Source organism: Aquamicrobium sp. NLF2-7 (genome assembly GCF_022359935.1).
GTDB classification, from domain to species: Bacteria; Pseudomonadota; Alphaproteobacteria; order Rhizobiales; family Rhizobiaceae; genus Mesorhizobium; species Mesorhizobium lusatiense.
The window spans coordinates 2,263,742-2,285,810 of sequence record NZ_JAKSED010000001.1; the positions used below are offsets into that span (position 1 = coordinate 2,263,742).

At 61.9% G+C, this 22,069-nt stretch carries 20 protein-coding genes; 13 read left to right on the forward strand and 7 right to left on the reverse strand.

Features of this window, described 5'->3' with window-relative positions; genetic code table 11:
• Window positions 1–23: 23 nt before the first annotated feature.
• From MIC97_RS11245 to MIC97_RS11255, 3 genes are read left to right on the forward strand one after another with little or no spacing between them, the layout of a single operon-like run.
• Complete coding sequence (locus tag MIC97_RS11245; protein WP_239800084.1) at window positions 24–791, forward strand: ATP-binding cassette domain-containing protein; 768 nt, start codon at window positions 24–26, stop codon at window positions 789–791.
• The gene (locus MIC97_RS11250) at window positions 784–1,476 is read left to right on the forward strand and encodes an ABC transporter permease subunit (RefSeq protein WP_239800085.1); all 693 of its coding nucleotides are present in this window, start codon (window positions 784–786) and stop codon (window positions 1,474–1,476) included. Before MIC97_RS11245 ends, MIC97_RS11250 begins: the two co-directional genes overlap by 8 nt.
• A complete protein-coding gene (locus MIC97_RS11255) occupies window positions 1,473–2,300 on the forward strand; it encodes a MetQ/NlpA family ABC transporter substrate-binding protein (protein ID WP_239800086.1) in 828 nt (275 codons plus the stop codon). Before MIC97_RS11250 ends, MIC97_RS11255 begins: the two co-directional genes overlap by 4 nt.
• A gap of 63 nt (window positions 2,301–2,363) precedes the next feature.
• Here MIC97_RS11255 and MIC97_RS11260 read toward each other — a convergent pair whose 3' ends face one another.
• Together MIC97_RS11260 and MIC97_RS11265 are read right to left on the reverse strand one after the other, a co-directional pair.
• Entirely contained in the window at window positions 2,364–3,413 is a 1,050-nt protein-coding gene (locus tag MIC97_RS11260; protein WP_239800087.1) for a biotin/lipoate A/B protein ligase family protein, read from the reverse strand.
• 271 nt (window positions 3,414–3,684) lie between these two features.
• Window positions 3,685–6,474, reverse strand: a complete 2,790-nt coding sequence (locus MIC97_RS11265; RefSeq protein ID WP_239800088.1) for a bifunctional aconitate hydratase 2/2-methylisocitrate dehydratase — start codon at window positions 6,472–6,474, stop codon at window positions 3,685–3,687.
• Window positions 6,475–6,673: 199 nt separating this feature from the next.
• Here MIC97_RS11265 and MIC97_RS11270 point away from each other — a divergent pair, with 199 nt between their 5' ends.
• From MIC97_RS11270 to MIC97_RS11285, 4 genes are all read left to right on the forward strand, one after another.
• Window positions 6,674–7,117, forward strand: coding sequence for a hypothetical protein (locus MIC97_RS11270; protein WP_239800089.1), 444 nt, complete (start codon window positions 6,674–6,676; stop codon window positions 7,115–7,117).
• A 183-nt stretch (window positions 7,118–7,300) separates the two neighbouring features.
• Window positions 7,301–8,167 (forward strand): D-amino-acid transaminase, encoded by an 867-nt coding sequence (locus MIC97_RS11275; RefSeq protein WP_239800090.1) that lies wholly within the window; start codon window positions 7,301–7,303, stop codon window positions 8,165–8,167.
• Between the two features lie 52 nt (window positions 8,168–8,219).
• On the forward strand, window positions 8,220–9,257 hold the full coding sequence (locus MIC97_RS11280) for a P1 family peptidase (protein WP_239800091.1): 1,038 nt from the start codon (window positions 8,220–8,222) through the stop codon (window positions 9,255–9,257).
• 54 nt (window positions 9,258–9,311) lie between these two features.
• Window positions 9,312–10,112: a M55 family metallopeptidase gene (locus tag MIC97_RS11285; RefSeq protein ID WP_239800092.1), complete on the forward strand. Its 801-nt coding sequence runs from the start codon at window positions 9,312–9,314 to the stop codon at window positions 10,110–10,112.
• Here MIC97_RS11285 and MIC97_RS11290 read toward each other — a convergent pair.
• Window positions 10,099–11,034, reverse strand: a complete 936-nt coding sequence (locus MIC97_RS11290; RefSeq protein ID WP_239800093.1) for a LysR family transcriptional regulator — start codon at window positions 11,032–11,034, stop codon at window positions 10,099–10,101. The genes MIC97_RS11285 and MIC97_RS11290 overlap by 14 nt on opposite strands.
• 198 nt (window positions 11,035–11,232) lie before the next feature.
• Here MIC97_RS11290 and MIC97_RS11295 point away from each other — a divergent pair, with 198 nt between their 5' ends.
• From MIC97_RS11295 to MIC97_RS11320, 6 genes are all read left to right on the forward strand, one after another.
• A complete protein-coding gene (locus MIC97_RS11295) occupies window positions 11,233–12,861 on the forward strand; it encodes an amidohydrolase (RefSeq protein WP_239800094.1) in 1,629 nt (542 codons plus the stop codon).
• Window positions 12,862–12,936: 75 nt separating this feature from the next.
• Window positions 12,937–14,529 carry an ABC transporter substrate-binding protein gene (locus tag MIC97_RS11300; protein ID WP_239800095.1) on the forward strand — a complete coding sequence of 531 codons (1,593 nt, stop codon included), beginning with the start codon at window positions 12,937–12,939 and terminating at the stop codon, window positions 14,527–14,529.
• 104 nt (window positions 14,530–14,633) lie between these two features.
• Window positions 14,634–15,569 (forward strand): ABC transporter permease, encoded by a 936-nt coding sequence (locus MIC97_RS11305; RefSeq protein ID WP_183825998.1) that lies wholly within the window; start codon window positions 14,634–14,636, stop codon window positions 15,567–15,569.
• 5 nt (window positions 15,570–15,574) lie between these two features.
• Window positions 15,575–16,396 carry an ABC transporter permease gene (locus MIC97_RS11310; RefSeq protein ID WP_239800096.1) on the forward strand — a complete coding sequence of 274 codons (822 nt, stop codon included), beginning with the start codon at window positions 15,575–15,577 and terminating at the stop codon, window positions 16,394–16,396.
• A complete protein-coding gene (locus tag MIC97_RS11315; protein ID WP_239800097.1) occupies window positions 16,393–17,301 on the forward strand; it encodes an ABC transporter ATP-binding protein in 909 nt (302 codons plus the stop codon). The genes MIC97_RS11310 and MIC97_RS11315 overlap by 4 nt, the downstream gene beginning before the upstream one ends.
• Window positions 17,301–18,260 carry an ATP-binding cassette domain-containing protein gene (locus MIC97_RS11320; RefSeq protein ID WP_345773558.1) on the forward strand — a complete coding sequence of 320 codons (960 nt, stop codon included), beginning with the start codon at window positions 17,301–17,303 and terminating at the stop codon, window positions 18,258–18,260. Before MIC97_RS11315 ends, MIC97_RS11320 begins: the two co-directional genes overlap by 1 nt.
• A 100-nt stretch (window positions 18,261–18,360) precedes the next feature.
• Here MIC97_RS11320 and MIC97_RS11325 read toward each other — a convergent pair whose 3' ends face one another.
• From MIC97_RS11325 to MIC97_RS11340, 4 genes are all read right to left on the reverse strand, one after another.
• A complete protein-coding gene (locus tag MIC97_RS11325; protein ID WP_239800099.1) occupies window positions 18,361–19,263 on the reverse strand; it encodes a DMT family transporter in 903 nt (300 codons plus the stop codon).
• A 388-nt stretch (window positions 19,264–19,651) separates the two neighbouring features.
• Window positions 19,652–20,338: a siderophore-interacting protein gene (locus MIC97_RS11330; RefSeq protein ID WP_239800100.1), complete on the reverse strand. Its 687-nt coding sequence runs from the start codon at window positions 20,336–20,338 to the stop codon at window positions 19,652–19,654.
• A gap of 430 nt (window positions 20,339–20,768) precedes the next feature.
• Entirely contained in the window at window positions 20,769–21,002 is a 234-nt protein-coding gene (locus tag MIC97_RS11335) for a hypothetical protein (RefSeq protein WP_183826031.1), read from the reverse strand.
• 208 nt (window positions 21,003–21,210) lie between these two features.
• Entirely contained in the window at window positions 21,211–21,999 is a 789-nt protein-coding gene (locus MIC97_RS11340) for a helix-turn-helix transcriptional regulator (protein ID WP_239800101.1), read from the reverse strand.
• Window positions 22,000–22,069: the final 70 nt, after the last annotated feature.

The window sequence follows — 22,069 nt, forward strand, 5'->3', positions numbered from 1 at the left end:
AGCGCAAAGCCGAAGCGGTAACGATGCTGAACGATAATCCGGTCATCGAGGTTCACAACCTCACAAAGACGTTCCACGCCCCCGGCAAGGGCGGCCGGACTGCGGCGCTCTCAGACATCAGTTTCCGGGTGGGCCCGCGCGAAGTTCTCGGCGTCGTCGGCAAGAGTGGCGCGGGCAAGACGACGCTCCTGCGCGTGCTCAGCCTGCAGATGCCCCCCGACAGCGGCACCCTGAATTTCGGCGCCACCACAATTGAAGACAGCACCCCCAGGTCGGTCGTGCGCGATGTAACGCGAAGGACCTCCACCGTATTTCAGGGGTTCAGCCTGCTCTACAATCGCAGCGTTCTGGAAAATGTTGCGCTGCCTTTGAAGCTGCGGAAGGTGAGGCGCACGGAACGCACGCAGAAGGCGCGTGAGATGCTGGATTTCGTCGGCCTCAAAGCGAAGGCAGAAGCTTATCCCATCACCCTCTCCGGCGGCGAGGCGCAGCGCGTGGCCATTGCCCGCGCTTTGGTCACGGATCCGCAGGTGCTGTTTCTGGACGAGCCGACCTCGGCCCTCGATGCTCAGACCAGCAGGGAAATACTGGACCTTCTGAAAAAGGCGCAGCGCAACTATTCCATGGCCATGATACTGGTGGCCCATCATCTGGACGTTGTTCGCTACATGTGCGACCGGGTGCTGCACCTTGAAGACGGTGCGGTCCGGCGCATGGGCCCGATCAGAAATTCCGTGGATTTCCGCGTCGATCCGATCGAGGCGCTGTGGGGCACGCCGCACGATGTTTGACTGGTTCACGCAGACCTGGACCCGGTTCGGCGGCCAGATCGCTACTGGGTTTGTCGAGACCTTCTACATGGTCGCGGTGTCCTTCGCGATCGCCGCGGTGCTTGGCACGGCAGCAGGGATATTCCTGTCGCTCAGTCAGCGCGACGCCATCTGGGAAAGCCCGGTCCTTGCCGCTCCGCTGTCGGTGGCGGTCAACCTCATACGCTCGGTGCCGTTCATCCTGCTGCTGATCATTGTGGCCCCGCTGGCGCGGTTTCTGGTCGGAACGGCCTACGGGATCTACGCCTCGATGGTGTCGCTGACGATCGTAGGGGTTGCCGTCGTCACACGGCTGGTCGAGCAGGCTGTCGCAGACATCAATCCGCAGCTCTACCACACGGCGCACGCCCTTTCCGCGAACCGCTGGCAGCTGATAACGGAATTCGTTCTCGTCGAAGCGCGCGCGGCGCTGATCCTGGGCTACACGTCCGCGATCATCAGCCTGATCGCCTATTCGACGGTGGTGGGGGTTATTGCCGGCGGTGGAATCGGCTACCTGGCTTTGCAGGAAGGTTTCTATATGTGGAACCAGCAGCTCATGTGGGTCATCATTCTCCTGATGACCCTGTTCGTGCAACTTATCCAGCTTTCAGGGTCCGCCCTCGCCAGAAAATTCGATGGAAAAGGGAAGGCCCGGAATTCATGAAAAACATAGCAACACTAGCCGCAACCGTGCTGGCCGCATTATCTCTGCTTACAGTCGCTGCGCAGGCGCAGGAGACAATCAGGCTGGGCGTGTCCTTCTTTCCGTTCCATTCGGCCGACGACACGAAACCGGACATTCTCACCGCCATCGCGCCGGAAATTGAGACCGCGGGTTACAAGGTCGAGAAGACCGTTTTTCTCAATTATGCGGAGGCCAACCCGGCGCTGGCCAATGGGGAGATCGACGGAAATCTGATCCAGCACAAGCTCTACATGGACATATTCAACGACCGCACAGGCGCGAAGCTGGCGATCGCCCAGCCGGTCTATCACGCGACCTTTGCACTCTATTCCGGGGCCTATTCCAGTCTGGACGCCATTCCCGACGGTGAGACGGTCTTCATTCCCAATGATGGCGTGAACACGGCCCGCGCCCTGCTGCTGCTGCAGAGCGCGGGTCTTGTCGAACTGGGCGAGGGCGCGATCTATGAAGCCTCACCTGCCGATATCACCGCCAATCCCCGGAACCTGAAATTCGTCCAGACGCCTCTTACGGCCACTGCCGGCGCCTATGACGAGGCGGGGCGCAAGCTTGCGGTCATGTATCCGACCTTCGCCCGCTCGCTTGAACTCGAAGGCGATGCCGAGCGTCTTTATGTCGAAGAGCGCAACGGGATTACCGATGCCTACGCGATCAGCTTTGCGGTGAATGCAAAGGATCTGGACGACCCGAAGACAAAAGCTGTGGTGCAGGCGCTGCGCTCGGACGCGGCGGCTGAATTCCTGAAGCAGAACTACGGCTGGGCTTCTGTTCCGGCGCGGTAGCGTTCCGCCGCTTCGGATGAAGCGCAGAAGCCGCCCGGGGCAGAGCCCTGTGCGGCTTTCTTCTCAGGGCAGCTTGTAAAGCCATTCCTCAGTGCCGTATTTCGATTCCACCAGCGCCGCTGCCGCCTGATACTCGGCCTCGGTGATATCGCCCGCAACACCGCCGTTCAGCTCCACGAAGGTGTTCTTCATCGCGGCGATGACGTCGTCGCGCGACAGGCCGCTCTGGCTGCGCACTGGGTCGACGCGCTTGCCCGCACTTGCCGTTCCCTTGTCCGACAGCTTTTCGCGGCCGATCCGCAGCACCCGCATCATCTTGTCGGCGTCCATGTCATAGGCCATGGTCACGTGGTGCAGCACGGTGGTGCTGCCAAAACGCTTCTGTGCGGCACCGCCGATCTTGCCGTTCGGGCTGCTGATGTCGTTGAGCGGCTTGTAGACCGCTTCGATGCCGATGGCGTTCAGCGCCTTCAGCACCCAGTTGTCGAGGAAGGCGTAGGAATCGGCAAACCCCATGTCCGCCACAAGATCCACGGGCGCGTAGAGCGAATAGGTGATCGCGGAGCCCGGCTCGACGAACATCGCACCGCCACCCGTGGCACGGCGCACGACCTCGACGCCCAGCTCTTTCGCCGCCTCCAGATCGACCTCGTTCTTCAGCGACTGGAACGATCCGATGATGATCGCGGACCTCTCCCATGTCCAGAACCGCAGCGTCGGCGCCCGCCTGCCGCTGGCAACCTCACGCGCCAGAACCTCGTCCAGCGCCACATGCATGGCGGGTGTCACCGCCTTGGCGTCGATGATGTTCCACTCAAAATCCTGCCAGGTCTTGGCGATACCAAGGGCGCGGCGCACGGCGATGGCCACGGCTTCAGGCGTGAAGCCGAAAAGCTGGGCGCCTTCCGGCAGAGCCGCACGGATCGCGGCGGCGATCTCCTGCACGGAAGCTGTTCCGGAAAGGCCAATCAGCGCCTGCGAAAGGGCGCCGAGAGCTTCCTCGGGTTCAAGGAAGAAATCGCCGGAAATCTGCGCGGAGGCGATCCGCTCCTGCGCCGTTTCGATGTCCGCGACGATCAGCTTGCCGCCGGGAACCTTGTACTCACCATGCATCTGCTACGCTTCCTGGAACCGGGTCTGAGAGAAACGGCTGAGACCGGCCGATGTGACAGAGGCAGGTCGTGGCTGGCTTTTCCTCCGGATATAGTCCTGCGGCTGCCGATGCAACCATCGGCCGGTGCGAAGGTGACCGGCCGATGATTCCGCAAGGCACAAGGCCGACGAAGGGCGGAACCACAACCGTCAGCTTTTGAGGGACTTGCGCAGGCACGGGAAGCAGCCCGCCACGTCGGCAGGCTGCTTTGATGGTCAACGAGACGGAATCCTAGAAATGGACCGAAAGGGAATCGATCGGAGTGGTTTTCGGCGGCGCGAATTTCGTCAGGTCGATCCCCTCGACTGCGGTCCTGTATTCCTCGGCGCTCGGCGTGCGGCCAAGAATGGCGGAAAGCACGACGACCGGAGTGGAAGCCAGAAGCGACTCGCCCTTCTTCTCGGCGGTGTCCTCGACCACGCGCCCCTGAAACAGGCGCGTCGAGGTGGCAAGCACGGTATCGCCCTTCTCCGCCTTTTCCTGATTGCCCATGCACAGATTGCAGCCGGGGCGCTCCAGATAGAGGATGTTCTCGTATTCGGTGCGCGCCTGGCTCTTCGGCATCAGGTCGTCGAACTCGAAGCCGGAATAGCGCTGCAGGATTTCCCAGTCGCCTTCTTCCTTCAGCTCGTCGATGATGTTGTAGGTCGGGGCGGCGACAACCAGCGGCGCCCTGAACTCGACCTTGCCTTCGGCCTTCTCGATGTTCTTCAGCATCTGGGCGACGATCTTCATGTCGCCCTTGTGCACCATGCACGAGCCGACGAAGCCGAGATCGACCTTCTTGGTTCCGCCATAGTAGGAAATCGGGCGGATCGTGTCGTGAGTATAGCGCCGCGACACATCGGCATTGTTGACGTCGGGATCGGCGATCATGGGCTCGTCGATCAGGTCGAGATCGACGACGACCTCGGCGAAATATTTCGCATTCTCGTCGGGGGCGAGCGCCGGCTTTTCGCCGAGGCGGATCTCGGTGATGCGGGCATCGGCCTTGGCGATCAGGCCCTTGAGAGTCTGGGCGGCGTTGTCCATGCCCTTGTCGATCATGATCTGGATGCGCGACTTGGCGATCTCCAGCGACTCGATCAGCGTCTCGTCCTGACTGATGCAGATCGAGGCCTTGGCCTTCATTTCGGCGGTCCAGTCGGTGAAGGTGAAGGCCTGGTCGGCCAGCAGCGTGCCGATGTGCACTTCGATGATGCGGCCCTGGAACACGTTGTCGCCGTGCTGCTTGAGCATCTGCGCCTGTGTTGCATGGACCACGTCGCGGAAGTCCATCCACGGCTTCATCCTGCCCGTGAACGTGACCTTGACCGATTGCGGGATCGGCATGGTCGCCTCGCCGGTGGCCAGCGCCAGCGCCACGGTGCCGGAGTCCGCGCCGAAGGCCACGCCCTTGGACATGCGGGTGTGGCTGTCGCCGCCGATGATGATGTCCCAGTCGTCCACGGTGATGTCGTTCAGCACCTTGTGGATGACGTCGGTCATCGAGTGATAGACGCCCTTCGGGTCACGCGCGGTGATCACACCGAAATTGTTCATGAACGACATGAGCTTCGGGATATTCACCTGCGCCTTCTTGTCCCAGACGGAAGCCGTGTGGCAGCCGGACTGATAGGCGCCGTCGACCAGCGGCGAAATGACGGTCGCCGCCATCGCCTCCAGCTCCTGCGCGGTCATCAGGCCGGTGGTGTCCTGCGATCCGACGATGTTGACCTTGACGCGCACGTCCGAGCCGGCATGCAGGATCTTGCCGGGGGTGACACCGACGGCATTGCGGTTGAAGATCTTCTCCACCGCCGTCAGGCCCTGGCCCTCGACGGAGATTTCCTTGTTGGGGGCGAAGACCGGCGTCGCCTCGATGCCCAGCGTGGCGGCAGCGAAGGTCTGCAGCTTCTTGCCGAAGACGATGGCGTAGGAACTGCCGGCCTTCATGAACTCCATCTTCTGGGGCGTGAAGGCGGAGGCGACGTCGACGAGCTCGGTGCCGTCCTCATCGCGCAGCTTCCGGTTCTTCGTGTCGATCTTGAGGACAGTTCCCGTTTCGACCGAGAACTGCTGCTCGAGTACGGGGTTGCCGTCGTTGTTGAGGATCGGCTTGCCGTCGTCGCCGAGCTTCTTGGTCCAGTTCTTCAGGTTGATGCCGATGCCGCCGGTCACGTCGACCGTGGTCGCGAAGATCGGCGAAATGCCGTTGGTGCCGGCCACGATCGGCGCGTAGTTGACGAAGGGCACATAGGGGCTGGCCTGCTTGCCGGTCCACAGCGCCACGTTGTTCACGCCCGACATGCGCGAGGAGCCGACGCCCATCGTTCCCTTCTCGGCGATCATCATCACGCGCTTGTCCGGGTGCTGCTTTTGCAGCGCGACGATTTCCTGCTGCGCTTCGGGCGAGATCATGCACTGGCCGTGCAGTTCGCGGTCCGAGCGCGAATGCGCCTGATTGCCGGGGGACAGAAGATCGGTCGAGATGTCGCCTTCGGCGGCGATGAAGGTCACGACCTTGATCTCGTCCTCGACATCGGGAAGCTTGGTGAAGAACTCGGCCTTCGCATAGCTTTCGAGGATGTCGGTGGCGACGGCATTGCCGGCCTTGAAGGCATCGCGCAGGCGGAACATGTCGGCGTCGTAAAGGAAGACCTGCGTCTTCAGCACGTCGCCGGCCTTGGCGGCGATGGTCGCGTCATCGCCGAGAGCGATGTCGAGCAGCACGGCAACCGAAGGCCCGCCCTTCATGTGCGAGAGCAGTTCGAGCGCGAAGTCGGGAGTGATCTCCGGCACGACGGTTTCGCGAAGCACGATCTTCTTCAGGTAGGCCGCCTTGACGCCGGCCGCGCTGGTCGTGCCCGGCAGCGTATTGTAGATGAAGAATTTCAGGGCGTCGTCGCGGTGCGGGTTCCCGCCATCCTCGATCAGGGCGATGATCTCGCTGGTGAGCGCACCGTCGTCGATCGGCTTGGGGGCCAGCCCCTGATCTTTCCGGTTGCTGATTTCGGCCAGATAATCCGCGTAGAGTTTCATCTCATCCCCAACGTCATGAACTGTGTGAAGCTGATGATCGGTCCCATTTACCGGGACCTCCAGTCAGCCCAAAAATCCGATGGCTTCCGAGTACGCCAACGCAAGCCTGCGGACAAGGTCTTCCGTGGGTTGAAAAATAGTACTTTGGATTCGGGTTCGGGCGGTTAGAAAGGGCCTGCATGGGTGCCGGACCGGAATTATGAAAGCCAGTGATTTTATCCCGCTCGGATTTTCCGATCTGACGGATGACGAGGCATTTGTCGTCTCGGTTTTCCGGCACTGGCAATCTTGCGGCGCGACTTGCACAGAGGCTGAGAGCAGCCTGAGCCAACTGTTGAAAAATGACCGGTTGTACAATGGTCTGCGGTTGCTGTTCGACCTTTTCGGAACGCTTCCCGGCCAGCACAGACGAACAGCGAAAAATGACAGTGCCGTTTTGACTTCGGTTGAGGAAGCGTTGCTTGACGAGATCGGCTCGACCGATGCCATGGGAAAGCGATGTGTCGAAGATTTCCAGCAGCTTCTGGAAGAGGCAGGCGCGACAATCCGCCCCGCGCAGAATATCCCCCGATCCGGCTACGACCGCCTTGTCGAGACGATCGACCGAAAAGCAGCGAAAGTTTACGAAGCGCTCTATTCCTGATCTCGTGCCGCGCTATTGCCGATGACGCGGCTTGTTCTCTCCTGTTTGGGAACTGAGCGGCCCTCCGATATCAATTTTGGCATCGCGAGTTGCAGAAATGGAATTGGCCTTTTCGCGCGCCGATTGTCATCACTCGGCCTTGCGCCCGTGTGGTGGCGCGGCAGTTCTCTGGGAGCGTCCGTGATGGCCTATGTCTATTGTGATCAGCGTTTCGTGCCTGAAGGCGAAGCCAGGATCAGCATATTTGACCGCGGGCTGCTGTTCGCCGACGCAATCTATGAAGTTACCGCCGTCATCGGCGGGCGCATGGTCGACAATGATCTGCACCTGCAGCGTCTCAGCCGTTCGCTGGGAGAAATCGGCATTCCGCTGCCCATGCCGCTGGAAGACATCGAAGCCATCCAGAACGAGCTCATTTTGCGCAACGCGCTGGATGAGGGAACCATTTACATGCAGGTGTCGCGGGGCGTTGCAAAGCGCGACTTCCTTTACGCCGATGATCTTAAGCCCAATCTGTTTGCCTTTACCTCCGCACGCAAGCTGACCGGAACGAAAGCGCAGACCGATGGTATTGCTGTCATGCTCGCTCCCGACCCGCGCTGGGTGCGCCGCGACATCAAGACCGTGATGCTGCTCGGGCAGGTCATGGTCAAGCAGGCCGCGCGCGCGGAAGGTTATGATGATGTCTGGCTGGTCGAGGACGGGCTGATCACCGAAGGCGCATCGGCCAGCGCCTTCATCATCACGCATGACGGCACTGTCGTCACCCGTCCGAACTCGCAGGCGATTTTGCCGGGCTGCACGCGCCGCGCGGTCCTGCGTCTTTGCGAGGAACAGAATATCCGGATGGAGGAGCGCGCATTCTCCCCCGATGAGGCATATGGTGCGGCGGAGGCGTTTCTGACTTCGGCGTCGAGCTTCGTGACGCCGGTGGTGAGGATCGGCGAGAAGCTGGTGGGGGAGGGCAGCCCCGGTCCATTGACACGGCGTCTCCAGAAAATCTACGTCGATATTGCGCTGGACGACAGCGGTCAGGTCGCGCGTGCCTGAACCGGATCTGCCGCGCATTTTGTCAGGCGCGGCATTGGGGATGGTCACCACGATGAGCTCAGCACGGCATTTTGGCCTTACGGTCGGGCAGTTGCCCACCGGTCCGCACAATGCCATCACCGACGTCGCCGGTGTCATGGTCGGTCACAGAACGCTGTCCGGCAATGGTCTGGCAACGGGCGTGACAGCGGTCCTTCCGCATGGCGGTGATCTGTTTCGCACCAAGGTCCGGGCCGCCGTGGAGATCATCAACGGCTTCGGCAAGTCGGCCGGGCTGATGCAGGTGGCCGAACTCGGGCTCATCGAAACGCCCATTCTGCTGACCAACACCTTTTCCGTGGCCCCTTGCATGGAGGCGCTGATCAGGCGGGCTGTCGGGGCGAACCCGGCCATCGGGCGGGAAACCTCCACGGTCAATGCGCTGGTCTGCGAATGCAATGACGGAGCGATCAACGACATTCAGGCCATGGCGGTGACGCCGCAGGATGCCTTCGCGGCGCTGGATGGCGCGGCATCCGGCCCGGTGGAGCAGGGCAGCGTCGGCGCGGGATGCGGCATGACCTCCTTCGGCTTCAGGGCCGGCATCGGCAGCGCGTCGCGGCAGATCGGGATCGCAGACGCTTCCTTTGTGCTCGGGGCGCTGGTGTTGTCCAATTTCGGGAGGGCGGGCGACCTGATCCTGCCCGACGGGCGCCGGCCTGATCCTCAACGTCTGCCGCAGGCTGAAAAGGGATCGATCATCGTCGTTCTCGCCACCGACATTCCGCTCGGCGACAGGCAATTGCAGCGGGTGGCCCGCAGGGCAGGGGCGGGCATCGCCTCGCTGGGCTCGTTCTGGGGTCATGGCAGCGGCGATATTGCCATTGCCTTCACCACGGCAGATCATGTGGCGCACAAGCCGAAAGAGCCTTTCCAGTCCATCAGGCGTCTGGATGACGACCAGATCGACAAGCTGTTTCAGGCGGCGGCCGAAGCGACTTCCGAAGCCGTGCTCAACGCCATGTGCGCAGCCAGGGCGACGGTCGGGCGCGATGGCAGGAGCTTCCCTTCCCTCGCTGACTGGCTTGCGGCATTTGCCCCGGACGCATAGGCCCGTAAGCTGACATGCGATGGTAATTTCGTCTGCAGGAGGGGTTCCGGAACCATGAAAATCTTCATCTCGGCCGATATTGAAGGCACTGCCGGCATTCTGACGTGGAGCGAGGCGGAGCGCAGCCATGCCGACTACGCCGAGTTTCGCGCGCTGATGACCGCAGAGGTCGTGGCAGCCTGCGAGGGTGCGCGCGCCGCCGGCGCAACCGAAATCCTCATCAAGGATGCGCATGACAGCGGCCGCAACATCATTCTCGACCGTTTGCCTGCCTGCGCACGCATCGTCAGGGGCTGGCCGGGCCATCCCGATTCCATGATGTTCGGGCTGGATTCCGGTTTCCGCGCCGCGCTCTGCACGGGCTATCATTCCAAGGCCGGCACGGAAGACAATCCACTCGCCCACACATCCAACCTGCGCATTTCCCGCCTGATCCTGAACGGTGAAGTTGCTTCCGAATTCACCGTCAATGCGCTGTGCGCGGCGCGCCATGGCGTGCCGGTGGCCTTCATTTCCGGAGATGCCGGCATCTGTGCCGATGCGCGCGCCATGGTGCCGAGAATTGCCACTGTGGAAACGCTTCAGGGCTTCGGCGCTGCGTCCTTGTCGCTGAGCCCGGCAGCTGCGCGGACGGCAATCGCGGAGGGAGTGGAAAAGGCACTCAGTGCTGCCAGCCTGCCGGATCTTCCGGCGCTTCCGCAAAGCTGCGAGGTCGTCATCGAGTTCAACAATCCTGTCGATGCCTATCGCGCGTCCTGGTATCCGGGCGCGAAGCCCAGCGGCCCGCGTGCGGTGGCTTTCAGCTCCGCCGATTTCTTCGAGATCCAGCGGGCATTGCGTTTCATGAATTCCTGAGTGCCGGCTCGCCGGCCGCCCGCCACAGCGCTTCCACCATGGGGCCTGACTTTCCGGTGCTGCGGTAAAGGCGGATTTCGAGATCGAGCGACCATGCCGGGTCTGCCGCGCACAGCACAAGCAGCCCCTGTTCCAGCTCCTTCTCGACGAGGCTCTGGGGCAGCCAGCACAGGCCGGCCCCGGTCAGCGCCAGTTCCTTGAGGCTGGCACTGATCGTGCTTTCATGGACGGTGGAGCGCCGGAATGGAGGGTTCTTCGCGAACATGCGGCACAGAGCGACACCGAAAAAGGAACTGTATCCGTAACCCAGATACGGCACCGCCAGCTTCGACGAACCGGAGCGGTCCAGCAGGCCGGCCATCGGGGTGATTTTCCTGTCTATGCGCAATTCAGGTGAGGCGACCGGGATGAGCCGGTCGGTTCCGATGGCGATCGACGCGAACTTCTCGCGATCGAGGTGAAAGGGAACTTCACGATGGGTGTAGGTGAGAAAGAAATCCGTCTCGCCGTCCGTCAGCGCCTGCAGATTGGCCTCGATGCCACCGCGGTCCGCGATGAAGGACGTGCCAAAATGGCGCGCGCGGGTTTGCAGGCTCTGCAGCCAGTCAGGAAAGAAGGTGACGGTGAGCGTGTGCAGGGCGGCAAAGCGCACCAGCCCCTGCTCGGCCGGCGGGCGCAGTGTTTCGCGAACCGAGCTGAACATGCGGATGGTGTCCTGGGCAAGCGGCAGAAGATTGCGCCCGGCAGGTGTAAGCTCTGCCGGCATCGTGGCACGGTTGATCAGTGGCGCGCCCACCCATGCTTCCAGTTGACGGATGCGCCGGCTAAATGCCGGCTGCGTGACATTGCGTATTTCGGCTGCGCGCGAGAAACTTGATGTATCGGCAAGCGCGACGAAATCCTCAAGCCACTTTATTTCCACGCCGGGTACCTTCCCTTGTGTCTGCGGACAGACATCAAGCCGTATAGTTCTATACTTTTCATGTATTATGCAAATTATGCATAATACCTTGCCAAAACCGTATTGGCCATGTCGGTTTTCAACCAGCACCTTGGGAAAACGACGCTCAATGTGATCCTGCATGCCGGCAGGGCTGAGCAGAAGTGTAGGGGAGGTTGAATGACATCTCTACCGGTGGCCGATCTGATCCTTCACAATGGTCGGATCTGGTGCGGCTACACCGATGGCTGGGCAGATGCAGTTGCTGTCTGGCAGGGCAAGGTACTTGCAGCCGGCCGGGATGCCGAAATGATGGCATTGAAGGGGCCCGGTACGAAAACGATAGACCTTAAGGGGCGCTTTGCCTGCCCGGGTCTCAACGACAATCACCTTCACCTGATCTCGACCGGCCTGACCATGGGCTGGGTGGACGTCACGCCTGCGGCCGCGCCGACATTGCAGGTGCTGCTCGACCGCCTTTCCGAACGGGCCGCGGCGGTGCCGCCGGGCGCATGGATCCGCGCGCGCGGCTACGACCAGACCAAGCTCGACGTTGGCCGCCATCCGACGCGCGAGGAGCTTGACCGCGCCGTTCCCGGCCATCCGGTTCTCGTCACGCGCGCCTGCGGCCACGTCTCGGTGGCGAATTCCATGGCGTTTTCGCTGGCCGGCGTAAGCGACGGGACGGAAGCGCCGGATGGCGGCGTCATCGGCAAGGCGAACGGCAGGCTCGACGGTTTTCTGGCCGAAAACGCGCAGAACCTCATCACGAAAATCATACCCCACCCCACGGTGGAGGAACTGGTCGAGGCGATCGAACGCGGCGGCAGGCATCTGCTTTCCTTCGGCATCACAAGCTGCATGGAAGCCGCGCTCGGCCATGTCACCGGCTTCGACGAGATGAAGGCATACCAGCTGGCAAAGCTTGCGGGGCGGCTTCCGGTGCGCGTGTGGCTCACGCTGATGGGCGATCCCGGCGTCTCCATCGTGGAGGATTGCTGGCGCGCCGGCCTCGTCACCGGCACGGGCGACGACATGATGCGCATTGGCGGCGTGAAGCTGTTCCTCGACGGATCGGCGGGCGGGCGTACTGCCTGGATGAGCAGGCCCTACAAGGACGAGCCGGACAATATCGGCGTGCAGATGCTGCCCACGCAGGAAGTCGGGCGGCTGGTCATGCAATGGCACCGCTGCGGCTATTCGCTGGCCTGCCACGCCATCGGCGACGCGGCGATCGACCAGCTCGTCACCGCCTATGAAAAGGCGCTGGCGCAGATGCCCGATCCGGACCGCCGCCACCGCGTCGAGCATTGCGGCTTTCTGGCTGACGGCCTCAATGAGCGCATGAAGGCGGCGGGCATCTATCCGGCCCCGCAGCTCGCTTTCGTGCATGATTTCGGCGACAGCTACATCAGCGTCATGGATGAGGAACGTGCACGCTCCTGCTATCCTTCCGCCACATGGAAACGCATGGGGCTGGGCGCATCGACGGGGTCGGATTCACCGGTCTGCTCGCCCAACCCCTTCCCGAACATCCATGCGATGATCACCCGCCAGACGTGGAAAGGCACGGTGATGGACGAGGCCGAGCGCCTTGCCCCGGACGAGGTCTTGCAGGCCTACACGGAAGGTGGCGCCTTCATGGAAAAGGCAGAGCATGTGAAGGGCCGGCTGGTGCCGGGCCAGCTGGCCGACATCGCCGTTTTCAATCAAAACTTGCTGGAAGCCGCACCGCACACCATACTCAACGACACACACTGCGTTCTGACAATTCTGGGTGGAAAGGTGGTCTTCGACAGCCGCAGCTGAAGTGGCTGAGGGCTGAAAACTCATAAAAACGCGGCCACCATTCAAGGCGGCGCATGCAACAAGGGGAAAATCATCATGTTCAGGAGATTCACACTCGCGGCCTTTCTTTGCGCCAGCGTTTCGGGCCTTGCACTGGCCGAGGAGCCCAGACAGGGCGGTACTTTCAACTTCACCGCGCCTTATGGATCGAGCTTCGCAACGCTCGATACGCATGCCAGCCCCAACATTCAGGAAGAGTTCATAACGCAGGCGATCCACCGCTCGCTCTACGCCTGGGATTCCAACAACAACGCACCTGTTCCTGAACTGGCGACCAGCGTTGATGAATCCGAGGATGGTCTGGTCTACACCTATCATCTGCGCAAGGACGCGAAATTTCACAATGGCAAGACACTGACGGCTGACGACATCATCTATAGCTACAAGCGCATCGCCGATCCGAAGAACGCCTTCCCCGGCGCCAGCTATGTCGCCATCATCAAGGGGGTCGACGACTTCGCCGCCGGCAAGAGCGAAGACATATCCGGCCTGAAGAAGGTCGACGACAACACGCTGGAGATCACCTTTGCTTCGCCGGTGAATCCGGGCTTTTCCCTGATGCAGAATACAACGGCGATCTATCCATCCAACGTGGAGGATGAGGCGACCTTCGCGACGGCGCCCGTTGGCCTTGGTCCGTTCGTTTTCAAGGAACACATCCCCGGCTCACAGCTTGTGGTTGAGAAGTTCGGGGACTTCTACGAAGAAGGCAAACCCTATCTGGATCGCGTCAACATCATCCTGATGAGCGAGGACAGCGCTCGTGACGTTGCCTTCCGCAACAAGGAGATCGACGTCTCGGTTCTTGGCCCCACGCAGTATCAGGCCTATCAGCAGGACGATGCGCTGAAGGATCACCTGCTTGAAGTGGCGGAAGTCTTCACGCGCAATATCGGCTTCAATCCAAAGGTGGAAGCGCTCAGGGACAAGCGCGTGCGTCAGGCCATCAACCATGCGATCAACACGCCGCTGATCGTTGAACGCCTCGTCAAGAACAAGGCCTATCCGGCAAGCGGCTGGCTGCCGATCTCCTCGCCCGCCTTCGACAAGGACAAGGCGCCTTATGCCTTCGATCCGGACAAGGCGAAGGAACTGCTCAAGGAGGCCGGCTACGAAAACGGCTTCACGTTCGAGGTCACCGCAAGCCCCAACGAAAGCTGGGGCGTGCCGATCGTCGAGGCGATCCTGCCGATGCTCCAGAAGGTCGGCATCACGGTCAAGCCGAAGCCGGTGGAAAGCTCGGCGCTGGGCGAGGCGGTGACCACCAACAATTTCGAGGCCTTCATCTGGTCGAACCAGACCGGCCCGGATCCGCTGGCGGCCATGCGCTGCTACTGGTCGAAGACCGCACAGTCGGCCTGCAACTACACAAGCTACTCGAACCCGGAGTTCGACAAGCTCTATGAGGCGGCGCGCGACGAGCGCGACCCGGCAAAGCAGACGGATCTTCTGCGGCAGGCGAACAACCTTGTGCAGGATGACGCGCCGGTGTGGTTCTTCAACTACAACAAGGCGGTGATGGCCTACCAGCCATGGGTGCATGGGCTGGCGCCGAATGCAAACGAGCTGGCGCTTCAGCCTTATGAGGATATCTGGATCGACGACAGCGCCCCCGACAATCGCAAATAGCGATGCGCAGGTAATCCGCCGGTCGGGTTGCGGCCCGCCGAAAGAGCTTTTCCCGGATATGGCTGACATATCCGGGATCAGCCTCACACCAATCGGGACCAGCGATGCTTCGGTTCACCATCCGCAGGGTGCTGCAGATCATTCCCACCATCGTCGTCGTGGCATTGCTGATCTTCGTCATATTTTCAGTCGTGCCGGGCAGTTTCGCCACCAGTCTGCTTTCCGACGGAAAGACGGCTCCGGACCCGCAGCTCATGGCCCGGCTCAACGAGCAGCTTGGCCTTGACAAGCCGGTGCATCAGCGTTTCATCACCTATGTGGGTGACCTTGCGCAGCTTGATCTCGGCACATCGTTCCGAACGCGGCGGCCGGTGCTGGAACTGATCAACGAGCGCATCTGGGCCTCGCTCCAGCTTGCGGTGGCGGCCATGATTTTTGCTGTGGTCGTGGCCGTGCCGCTGGGGTTTCTGGCTGCGCTGCGGCCCGGCTCGATCCTCGACACCGTCACCATGGTGGGGGCGGTTTCCGGCCTGTCGCTGCCCCAGTTCTGGCTTGGCCTTCTGCTGATGTATGTGTTTGCGCTGCAACTGAACTGGCTGCCTTCCTTCGGCTATGGCGACGGTTCGCTGCGCAATCTTATTTTGCCGGCCATCACGCTGGGCGTCACGCCGCTGGCGCTTCTGGCGCGCACGACGCGGGCCGGGGTGCTCGACGTGCTCAACGGAGACTTCGTGCGCACGGCCCATGCCAAGGGACTGAGCGAGGCGCAGGTGGTGCGCCGGCACGTTGCTCGCAACGCGCTGGTTCTCATCATCACCACCGTCGGCCTGCTGTTCGGCTCGCTGATCGGGCAGGCTGTGGTGATCGAAAAGCTCTTCGCATGGCCGGGCATCGGCTCGCTGCTCGTCGACAGCGTTGCGATGCGCGACATCCCCGTGGTGCAGGGCACCATCCTCGTCATCGTCGTATGGTTTCTGGTCATCAATACGGCGGTCGATATCGTCTATGCGCTGGTCGATCCGCGCATCAAGCAGGAGTGAGCGGCATGAAGCTGGGCTTCAACCTCATTCTCGGCGGGGCGCTTACCGCGCTGGTCATTCTGGCCGGGCTGCTGGCGCCATGGCTTGCCCATTTCGATCCGGTGCTCGACGCCGACCTGATGAGCGCGGAACTGCCTCCCGATTCCACCTTCTGGTTCGGAACCGACGCGCAGGGACGCGACGTCTATTCGCGTATTCTCTACGGGGCGCAGATTTCGCTCACCGTCGGCATCGTTTCGCAGATCATCAACACCATCATCGGCGTCGCGCTCGGCATGTCGGCGGCCTATTGGGGCGGCTGGTGGGACGACCTCGTCAACGGCCTCACCAATGTGATGCTCGCCATTCCCTCGCTGATCTTTGCGCTTGCCGTTATGGCTGTTCTCGGCCCCGGCCTCGTTTCGCTGCTGATCGCGCTTGGCCTCACCAACTGGAGCTGGACCTGCCGCATCGCGCGCTCTTCCACGCTGTCGCTGAAATCGCTCGGCTATGTGCAGGCCGCGCAGACGCTCGGCTACAGCGACCCGCGCATCATGTTCACGCAGATCCTGCCCAACATCATGGGCCCGGTTCTGGTCATGGCAACACTCGGCATGGGCTCGGCGGTGTTGTCGGAGGCTGCCCTTTCCTTTCTCGGGCTCGGCATCCAGCCGCCGTTCCCAAGCTGGGGCTCGATGCTCACCGATGCGCGCCAGATGATCCAGATCGCACCGTGGACCGCCATCTTTCCCGGCATGGCGATCTTCTTTGCCGTACTTGGCTTCAACCTTCTGGGCGACGGCCTTCGCGACATGCTCGATCCGCATATGAGGACCCGCAAGCTGTGAAACCGCTGCTCGACGTCAGGAATCTGGAACTGGGGCTGCGTCATGGCGGTCAGGCCCATCGCATCCTCAAAGGCGTTTCGTTCCAGATCATGCCCGGCGAGACCTATGGGCTGGTCGGCGAATCCGGCTCCGGAAAATCGGTCACCTCGCTGGCCATCATCGGGCTTCTGAAGAAGCCGCTTCAGACACTGGGCGGCGAGATATTCTTCGAAGGCCGCAACCTGCTTGCACTGCCCAGACGCGAGATGCGCAGCCTGCGCGGCAACCGCATCGCCATGGTGTTTCAGGAGCCGATGAGCGCGCTCAACCCGTTGCAGACGGTGGGGCGGCAGATCGCCGAAATGTATGTTCAGCATCAGGGCAGGAGCTGGGCGCAGGCGGAGAAGATGGCGGTGGAGGCGCTGGCCAGCGTGCGGGTGCCAACGCCCGAGCGTCGCGCGCGTGACTATCCGCACCAGATGTCGGGAGGCCTGCGCCAGCGGGTGATGATCGCGATGGCCCTTGCCTGCGATCCGGCCCTGCTGATCGCCGACGAACCAACCACCGCGCTCGACGTTACCGTGCAGGCGGAGGTGCTGAAGCTGATCAGGGAACTGTGCGCCGAACGGGGCACGGCCGTGCTGTTCATCAGCCACGACCTCGGCGTCATCGCCACCATGTGCCAGCGGGTGGGTGTGATGTATGCGGGCTGTTTGGTGGAAGAGAACGCCACCCGGGACCTGTTCGTCAGCCCGCAGCATGAATATACGCGCGGTCTTCTGGGAGCACTGCCGAAACTCGGGTCGCGCCGGCTGCACGGGCGCCAGCGGCTGGTCGACATCGACAGCTTCATCGCCGATCGCTCGCGACTGACCCAGACGCGTTTCATTGCCCCCCGAAACCCGGTATCCGGCGAGGCAGGATGATGGACGCACCGCTTCTGTCTGTCGAAAACCTGCATGTGCGCTTTCCGCTTTCAGGTAGCTGGTTCGGGCGCGGGCGAAAGATGCTGCATGCCGTCAACGGGCTGAGCCTCGATCTGGCAAAGGGCGAATGCCTGTCGATCGTGGGCGAATCCGGCTGCGGAAAATCAACGACGGCTCTCTCCGTGATGGGATTGCAGGAGCCGTCGGAAGGATCGATCCTGTTTCGCGGCAAGCCGTTTTCAGGGTCGCAGGCGCCATCGCGCATGGAGCGCGCAATGGCGGCACAGATGGTGTTTCAGGATCCCTATGCCTCGCTCAATCCGCGCCAGACGGTGTGGCACTCGTTGGCTCAGCCGCTCCGGCTCCACAACGTCACGGCCCGTTCGGAACTGTCGGATCGGATCGAGCGCGTGATGCGCAGCGTGGGGCTTACGCCCGAGCAGGCGGAGCGCTATCCGCATGAATTTTCCGGCGGCCAGCGCCAGCGCATCGGCATTGCGCGCGCGCTCATCCTGCAACCCGAGATCGTCGTGCTCGACGAGCCCGTCTCGGCGCTCGACGTCTCGATCCGCGCCCAGATCATCAACCTTCTGCTCGACCTTCAGGAGGAGTTCGGCCTTTCCTATCTGATGATCAGCCACGATCTGAGCGTGGTGGAACATATGAGCGACCGGGTTGCGGTCATGTTCTTCGGCCAGATCGTGGAGACAGGTCCATGGTCGGCGATCTTCTCCGATCCGGTCCATCCCTACACGCGCCGCCTGATCGGCACCATCCCCGATCCCGGTGCGGTGCTGGGCCTGAGCCGGGAAGCTGTCGTGGAGGGTCCCGCGCAGGCCCCGGCAGGCTGGATCTTCGCCGATGACGGCTCATCCGCACCCGATGTGACCGTGGCGCCGGAACCTTCGGAACTGGTGGAGATCAGCCCTGGCCATTTCGTGCGTCTGGCGCGCTTATAGACGCGGTTTTACGGTTGCACGCGCCGGGGCTGTAGGCCGTCACCTGCACGGCGTGAATGATTGCGGAAATCATGAACCGCAAGCATCCATGAAAACCAGCCTATCTCCTGCGCTGTGGCAGCGCCACCACGCAGGCCGCTGCGGTCATCAGCGCAAGGCCGATGAAATCGGCAAGCGAAGGCGTCTCCCCAAGGAAAATAACAGAGCTGAAAACCCCGATTGCAGGCACCATCAGCGTTGACAGGCTGACCGTACCCGCCGGCAGGCGAGCCAGCATGCGGTACCACATCAGGTAAGCGACACCCTGCGAAAACACGATGTGATAAGTCAGAGCAACCCATATCCGTGGCTGGAAATTCTGCACGGGCAGACCCTGAGCCAGAACCCAGGGTTCAAAAATCAGCATCCCGACGGCTGATGCCAGCGCACCGGCCGCGAGCTGCCAGCCAGCGATGCTCATCGGCGGTGCGGAAGTGGGAAATCGTTTGATGACAATCGTACCGAACGCCCACGAGATACCGGCAAGCAGAGCCAGGAACAGGCCAAAGGAGAATGTGCCTTCCACGATCAGCGGCCACCCCAGCGACACCAGTCCCGCAATGCCGAATCCGAGACCGATCAGGCGTTGCCTGTTCAGCTGCTCGCCCAGAAATATACGCGCAAGGATGACGGTCCATATGGGAAGCGTGAAAGTAACGATGACCGCGCGGGAGGTTGGCGCGGCCAGCTGGGCGAATGCCAGCAGGAGATTGAACGCGGTTATGGTGAAGAAGCCGGCGGCGAAGACCGGAAGCATCTCTGATCTCTTCAGCAGGAGCCGCTGTCCGAACAGACGGGCCATGAAGAACAGAAAAAGCGCACCTGATCCCATTCCGATGGCGCGAAAGGTCCATGGCGGAAATGCAAAGAGAGAAACTCTCACCGCCGGCCAGTTCAGCCCCCAGAGCGTGGCAAGGGTCAGGACCGCCAGCAGGTCTGTCCAGCGTCTTGGCATTACCGGCATTTCAAATCTTCTCCCGCAAACCCGTCATGAAAACCCGATTGCCGACCTTCCCCCATCAGAGGGCCTGTGTGGTGTGCCATGCGCAGGCATCGCATGGCATAGCGCGCCTTCCTCAACAAACGGCACCCTGTTCACGGAGATCGGCTCAACGAGAAGCCGTCATCGCAATTCACCCTCGGGAGAGGCGAATTGCCAACGCCAGTGTGCGGGAACACGGGCGGTTCATTCTGAAGAGACCCTGCTCTGCGGCCAGAGTCTCCTGCCGCAACTTCGTGGTCGTCGCTGCAGCCAGACCAGATCGCTCGTTCAGATCCGCAAGCGTGTCTGAACGAGCAATATGAAGGACAGCTACTTTCCGCGCTGCGAGTTTGAGGTTTCGGCCTTCCGCTCAGTCGTCGACGTGATCGTGACCGCCGATGCGGCCGGGGCGCCAGTAGCCTTCGGACGAGATCTGTGATTTTTCCAGGCCGCGCTCGACAAGGTGACGGCGCTGCGCCCGCACATTGCTGGTCTCGCCGATGATGTAGGCATGGCCACGGCCTTGCGGCAGTTCGAAAGCGGCCAGCCGGTCGAGCAGCAGCGTGTTCGGCCCTGCTTCCTTGCTGCCGCGATCGACCCATGTCACGGATGCCGCGAACGCCTCCGGCACCTTCTGGAGATCGTCGGGGCCGCCAACCTCAAGGAAAACATGCACCTTCGCGTTTCCCGGCAGGCTTTCCAGCATATGCAGGATGGCGGGCAGGCAGGTTTCGTCGCCGCAGAACAGATGCCAGTCGGCGGTTTCGTCTATCACCGTGCGCCCGCGCGGGCCGCGCACCTGCAGCTCGTCGCCCGCTGCCGCGCGACGTGCCCACTCCGGGGAAGGCGTGGTGCCATGCAGCACGAAGTCCATCGCAAGCTGTCGTTTTTTCCTGTCGAAGCTGCGGATGGTGTAATCGCGCCGACCGGTGCCGCCCTCCGGGAGAGGCATGGCTAGCACCAGCGCCTGGCCCGGCCGGTACGTCATCTCGTCCAGATTGTCGCCCGTGAACACCACACGGCGCATGCGCGGCGTAACATCGAAGGCTTCGACCACGCTCAGCGTCCATTCGGGCAAAGGAGGCCGCTTGCGTGGAGCCTGTTCGGTTGGCTCAACTTTTCCTAGCAGGGCCTTATGTCCTCTGCAATAGGCAGGGCAAGCCGGGAACCGGTGCTTTTCATGGGGTGCCGCGACATGCACGCCTGCCTGAACGCCGCGCACATGAGCCGACCCTGTCAGCTGTACCGTTGGCGACGACCCGATCCGGGGCAGCTGACAGGGAGGCGTCCTGAGGGACAATATCGGTTCGGCTGAGCGCTCACGGAAATCTGCGGCCAGCAAGCGCGGGGCCTGCGCGCAGCCGACAGAAGAAAACTTCTCTTTGGCGGGACGGCCGAAACTGTCGCGCAGGAAGGAGTGCCAGCCGCACCTTAATGAGGGGCTGGCGGCCAGTTTGCCGGGAATGTGGCAAACTGGCAGGAGGGCTCTACGAAGCCGAGTATTTCACCGATACGCCACGCTGGCGAAAATATGCCTGCATGAGCTTTCTTCCGGAGCGATTGTTCTGCGCCAGTCTGGCCGGGTCGAACACGGCTTCCTTCAGGTCTTCCCGCTTCAGTGCCGCCTTGAGGTCCGCGATATGAATATCGAGATCGAGATTGTCGGCCTTGAGTGATTCATAGATGCGGTTGGTGATGTCTTCCACGGTCGCTTCGCTCACCGGCTTGTTCCTTTTTATGGTCTGGTGGCGCTTGCCACATTGTTCGGCCTGCGTCCCGCTTCCGAAAGCCGGCATGCTGCCGGATCAGCGGGAATCGAGCTGATATCGGCCCTTTAATGCCATCGCGCTGAAATTACCATTCGGGACTTTTTACCCGGGTGCTTCAGTCCCATGTTGCATGCATAGCCAGCGCAAATCGGTTTGCCAATCAGCCGTGGTTGCCGCCTGTTGAGCGGGAGCCGGCTATGTACCGTCGGGGTGTCTGGCCCGTCATCTGCCGAAAGAACGCGACGAAGGCACTGTCGCTGGCGAAACCGAGATCGAAGGCGACGCTGGTTGCGCTTTGCCCGCAGGCCAGCAGGTCCACCGCCCGCAAAAGCCGCCAGCTTTGCCGCCATGTCTGGTAGGTCATGCCGGTCTCGCGCCGGAAGATGCGCGTGATCGTGCGGGTGCTGGCGCCAACATTGTGCGACAAGGTTTCGAGATCGGGAGGAAGCTCTTCGGGATCAAGCCGGGCGAGGCGCGGGTCCGACGGCACTGGCAGCAACATCGGTTCGTGCGGTGCGGCCCGCAGTTCATCCATGCACACCGCCAGCATGTTACGCGCGGGCCCTTGCGTCCAATCGGTATCGAAAGGCTGGAAGCTGATGCGTTCGAAGACCTCGCGCAGCAGAGGCGTCATGGTGACGATGGCGGAGGCGTGAAAGGGTGGCGCAATGCGTGTCTGGTCGAGATAGATCGACCGATACTCCACCTCGCCGCGGATGCGGACGCGATGCAGGGTTTGGGGCGGAATCCATGCCACGCGGATTGGAGGCAGGATCGAGATGGCGCCCGGCAGCGTGATCCGGATCGACCCGGAATAGGCAAAGAGCAACTGCCCGCGCCCATGGCGGTGCCAGCCGGAATCGTGTTGCACCAGTCGCGAGGCAATCCCCACGACCGGCGCCTCCATCAGGTCGGCATCAAAGGGATCGGAGGGAGCGAGCCAGACCACAGTTCATCCCGATTGTCCGATTTTCGATATAAATTGTCATTATGTTTGTAACAGGCAAAACGGGACAGCG

Excerpts from the sequence above, each read along its gene's own strand:
- MIC97_RS11245 (WP_239800084.1), top strand. The coding sequence starts at position 24 with ATGCTGAACGATAATCCGGTCATCGAGGTTCACAACCTCACAAAGACG.
- MIC97_RS11285 (WP_239800092.1), top strand. The coding sequence starts at position 9,312 with ATGAAAATCTTCATCTCGGCCGATATTGAAGGCACTGCCGGCATTCTG.
- MIC97_RS11275 (WP_239800090.1), top strand. The coding sequence starts at position 7,301 with ATGGCCTATGTCTATTGTGATCAGCGTTTCGTGCCTGAAGGCGAAGCC.
- MIC97_RS11300 (WP_239800095.1), top strand. The coding sequence starts at position 12,937 with ATGTTCAGGAGATTCACACTCGCGGCCTTTCTTTGCGCCAGCGTTTCG.
- MIC97_RS11280 (WP_239800091.1), top strand. The coding sequence starts at position 8,220 with ATGAGCTCAGCACGGCATTTTGGCCTTACGGTCGGGCAGTTGCCCACC.
- MIC97_RS11255 (WP_239800086.1), top strand. The coding sequence starts at position 1,473 with ATGAAAAACATAGCAACACTAGCCGCAACCGTGCTGGCCGCATTATCT.
- MIC97_RS11310 (WP_239800096.1), top strand. The coding sequence starts at position 15,575 with ATGAAGCTGGGCTTCAACCTCATTCTCGGCGGGGCGCTTACCGCGCTG.
- MIC97_RS11250 (WP_239800085.1), top strand. The coding sequence starts at position 784 with ATGTTTGACTGGTTCACGCAGACCTGGACCCGGTTCGGCGGCCAGATC.
- MIC97_RS11325 (WP_239800099.1), bottom strand. The coding sequence starts at position 19,263 with ATGCCGGTAATGCCAAGACGCTGGACAGACCTGCTGGCGGTCCTGACC.
- MIC97_RS11265 (WP_239800088.1), bottom strand. The coding sequence starts at position 6,474 with ATGAAACTCTACGCGGATTATCTGGCCGAAATCAGCAACCGGAAAGAT.
- MIC97_RS11270 (WP_239800089.1), top strand. The coding sequence starts at position 6,674 with ATGAAAGCCAGTGATTTTATCCCGCTCGGATTTTCCGATCTGACGGAT.
- MIC97_RS11260 (WP_239800087.1), bottom strand. The coding sequence starts at position 3,413 with ATGCATGGTGAGTACAAGGTTCCCGGCGGCAAGCTGATCGTCGCGGAC.
- MIC97_RS11305 (WP_183825998.1), top strand. The coding sequence starts at position 14,634 with ATGCTTCGGTTCACCATCCGCAGGGTGCTGCAGATCATTCCCACCATC.
- MIC97_RS11295 (WP_239800094.1), top strand. The coding sequence starts at position 11,233 with ATGACATCTCTACCGGTGGCCGATCTGATCCTTCACAATGGTCGGATC.
- MIC97_RS11320 (WP_345773558.1), top strand. The coding sequence starts at position 17,301 with ATGGACGCACCGCTTCTGTCTGTCGAAAACCTGCATGTGCGCTTTCCG.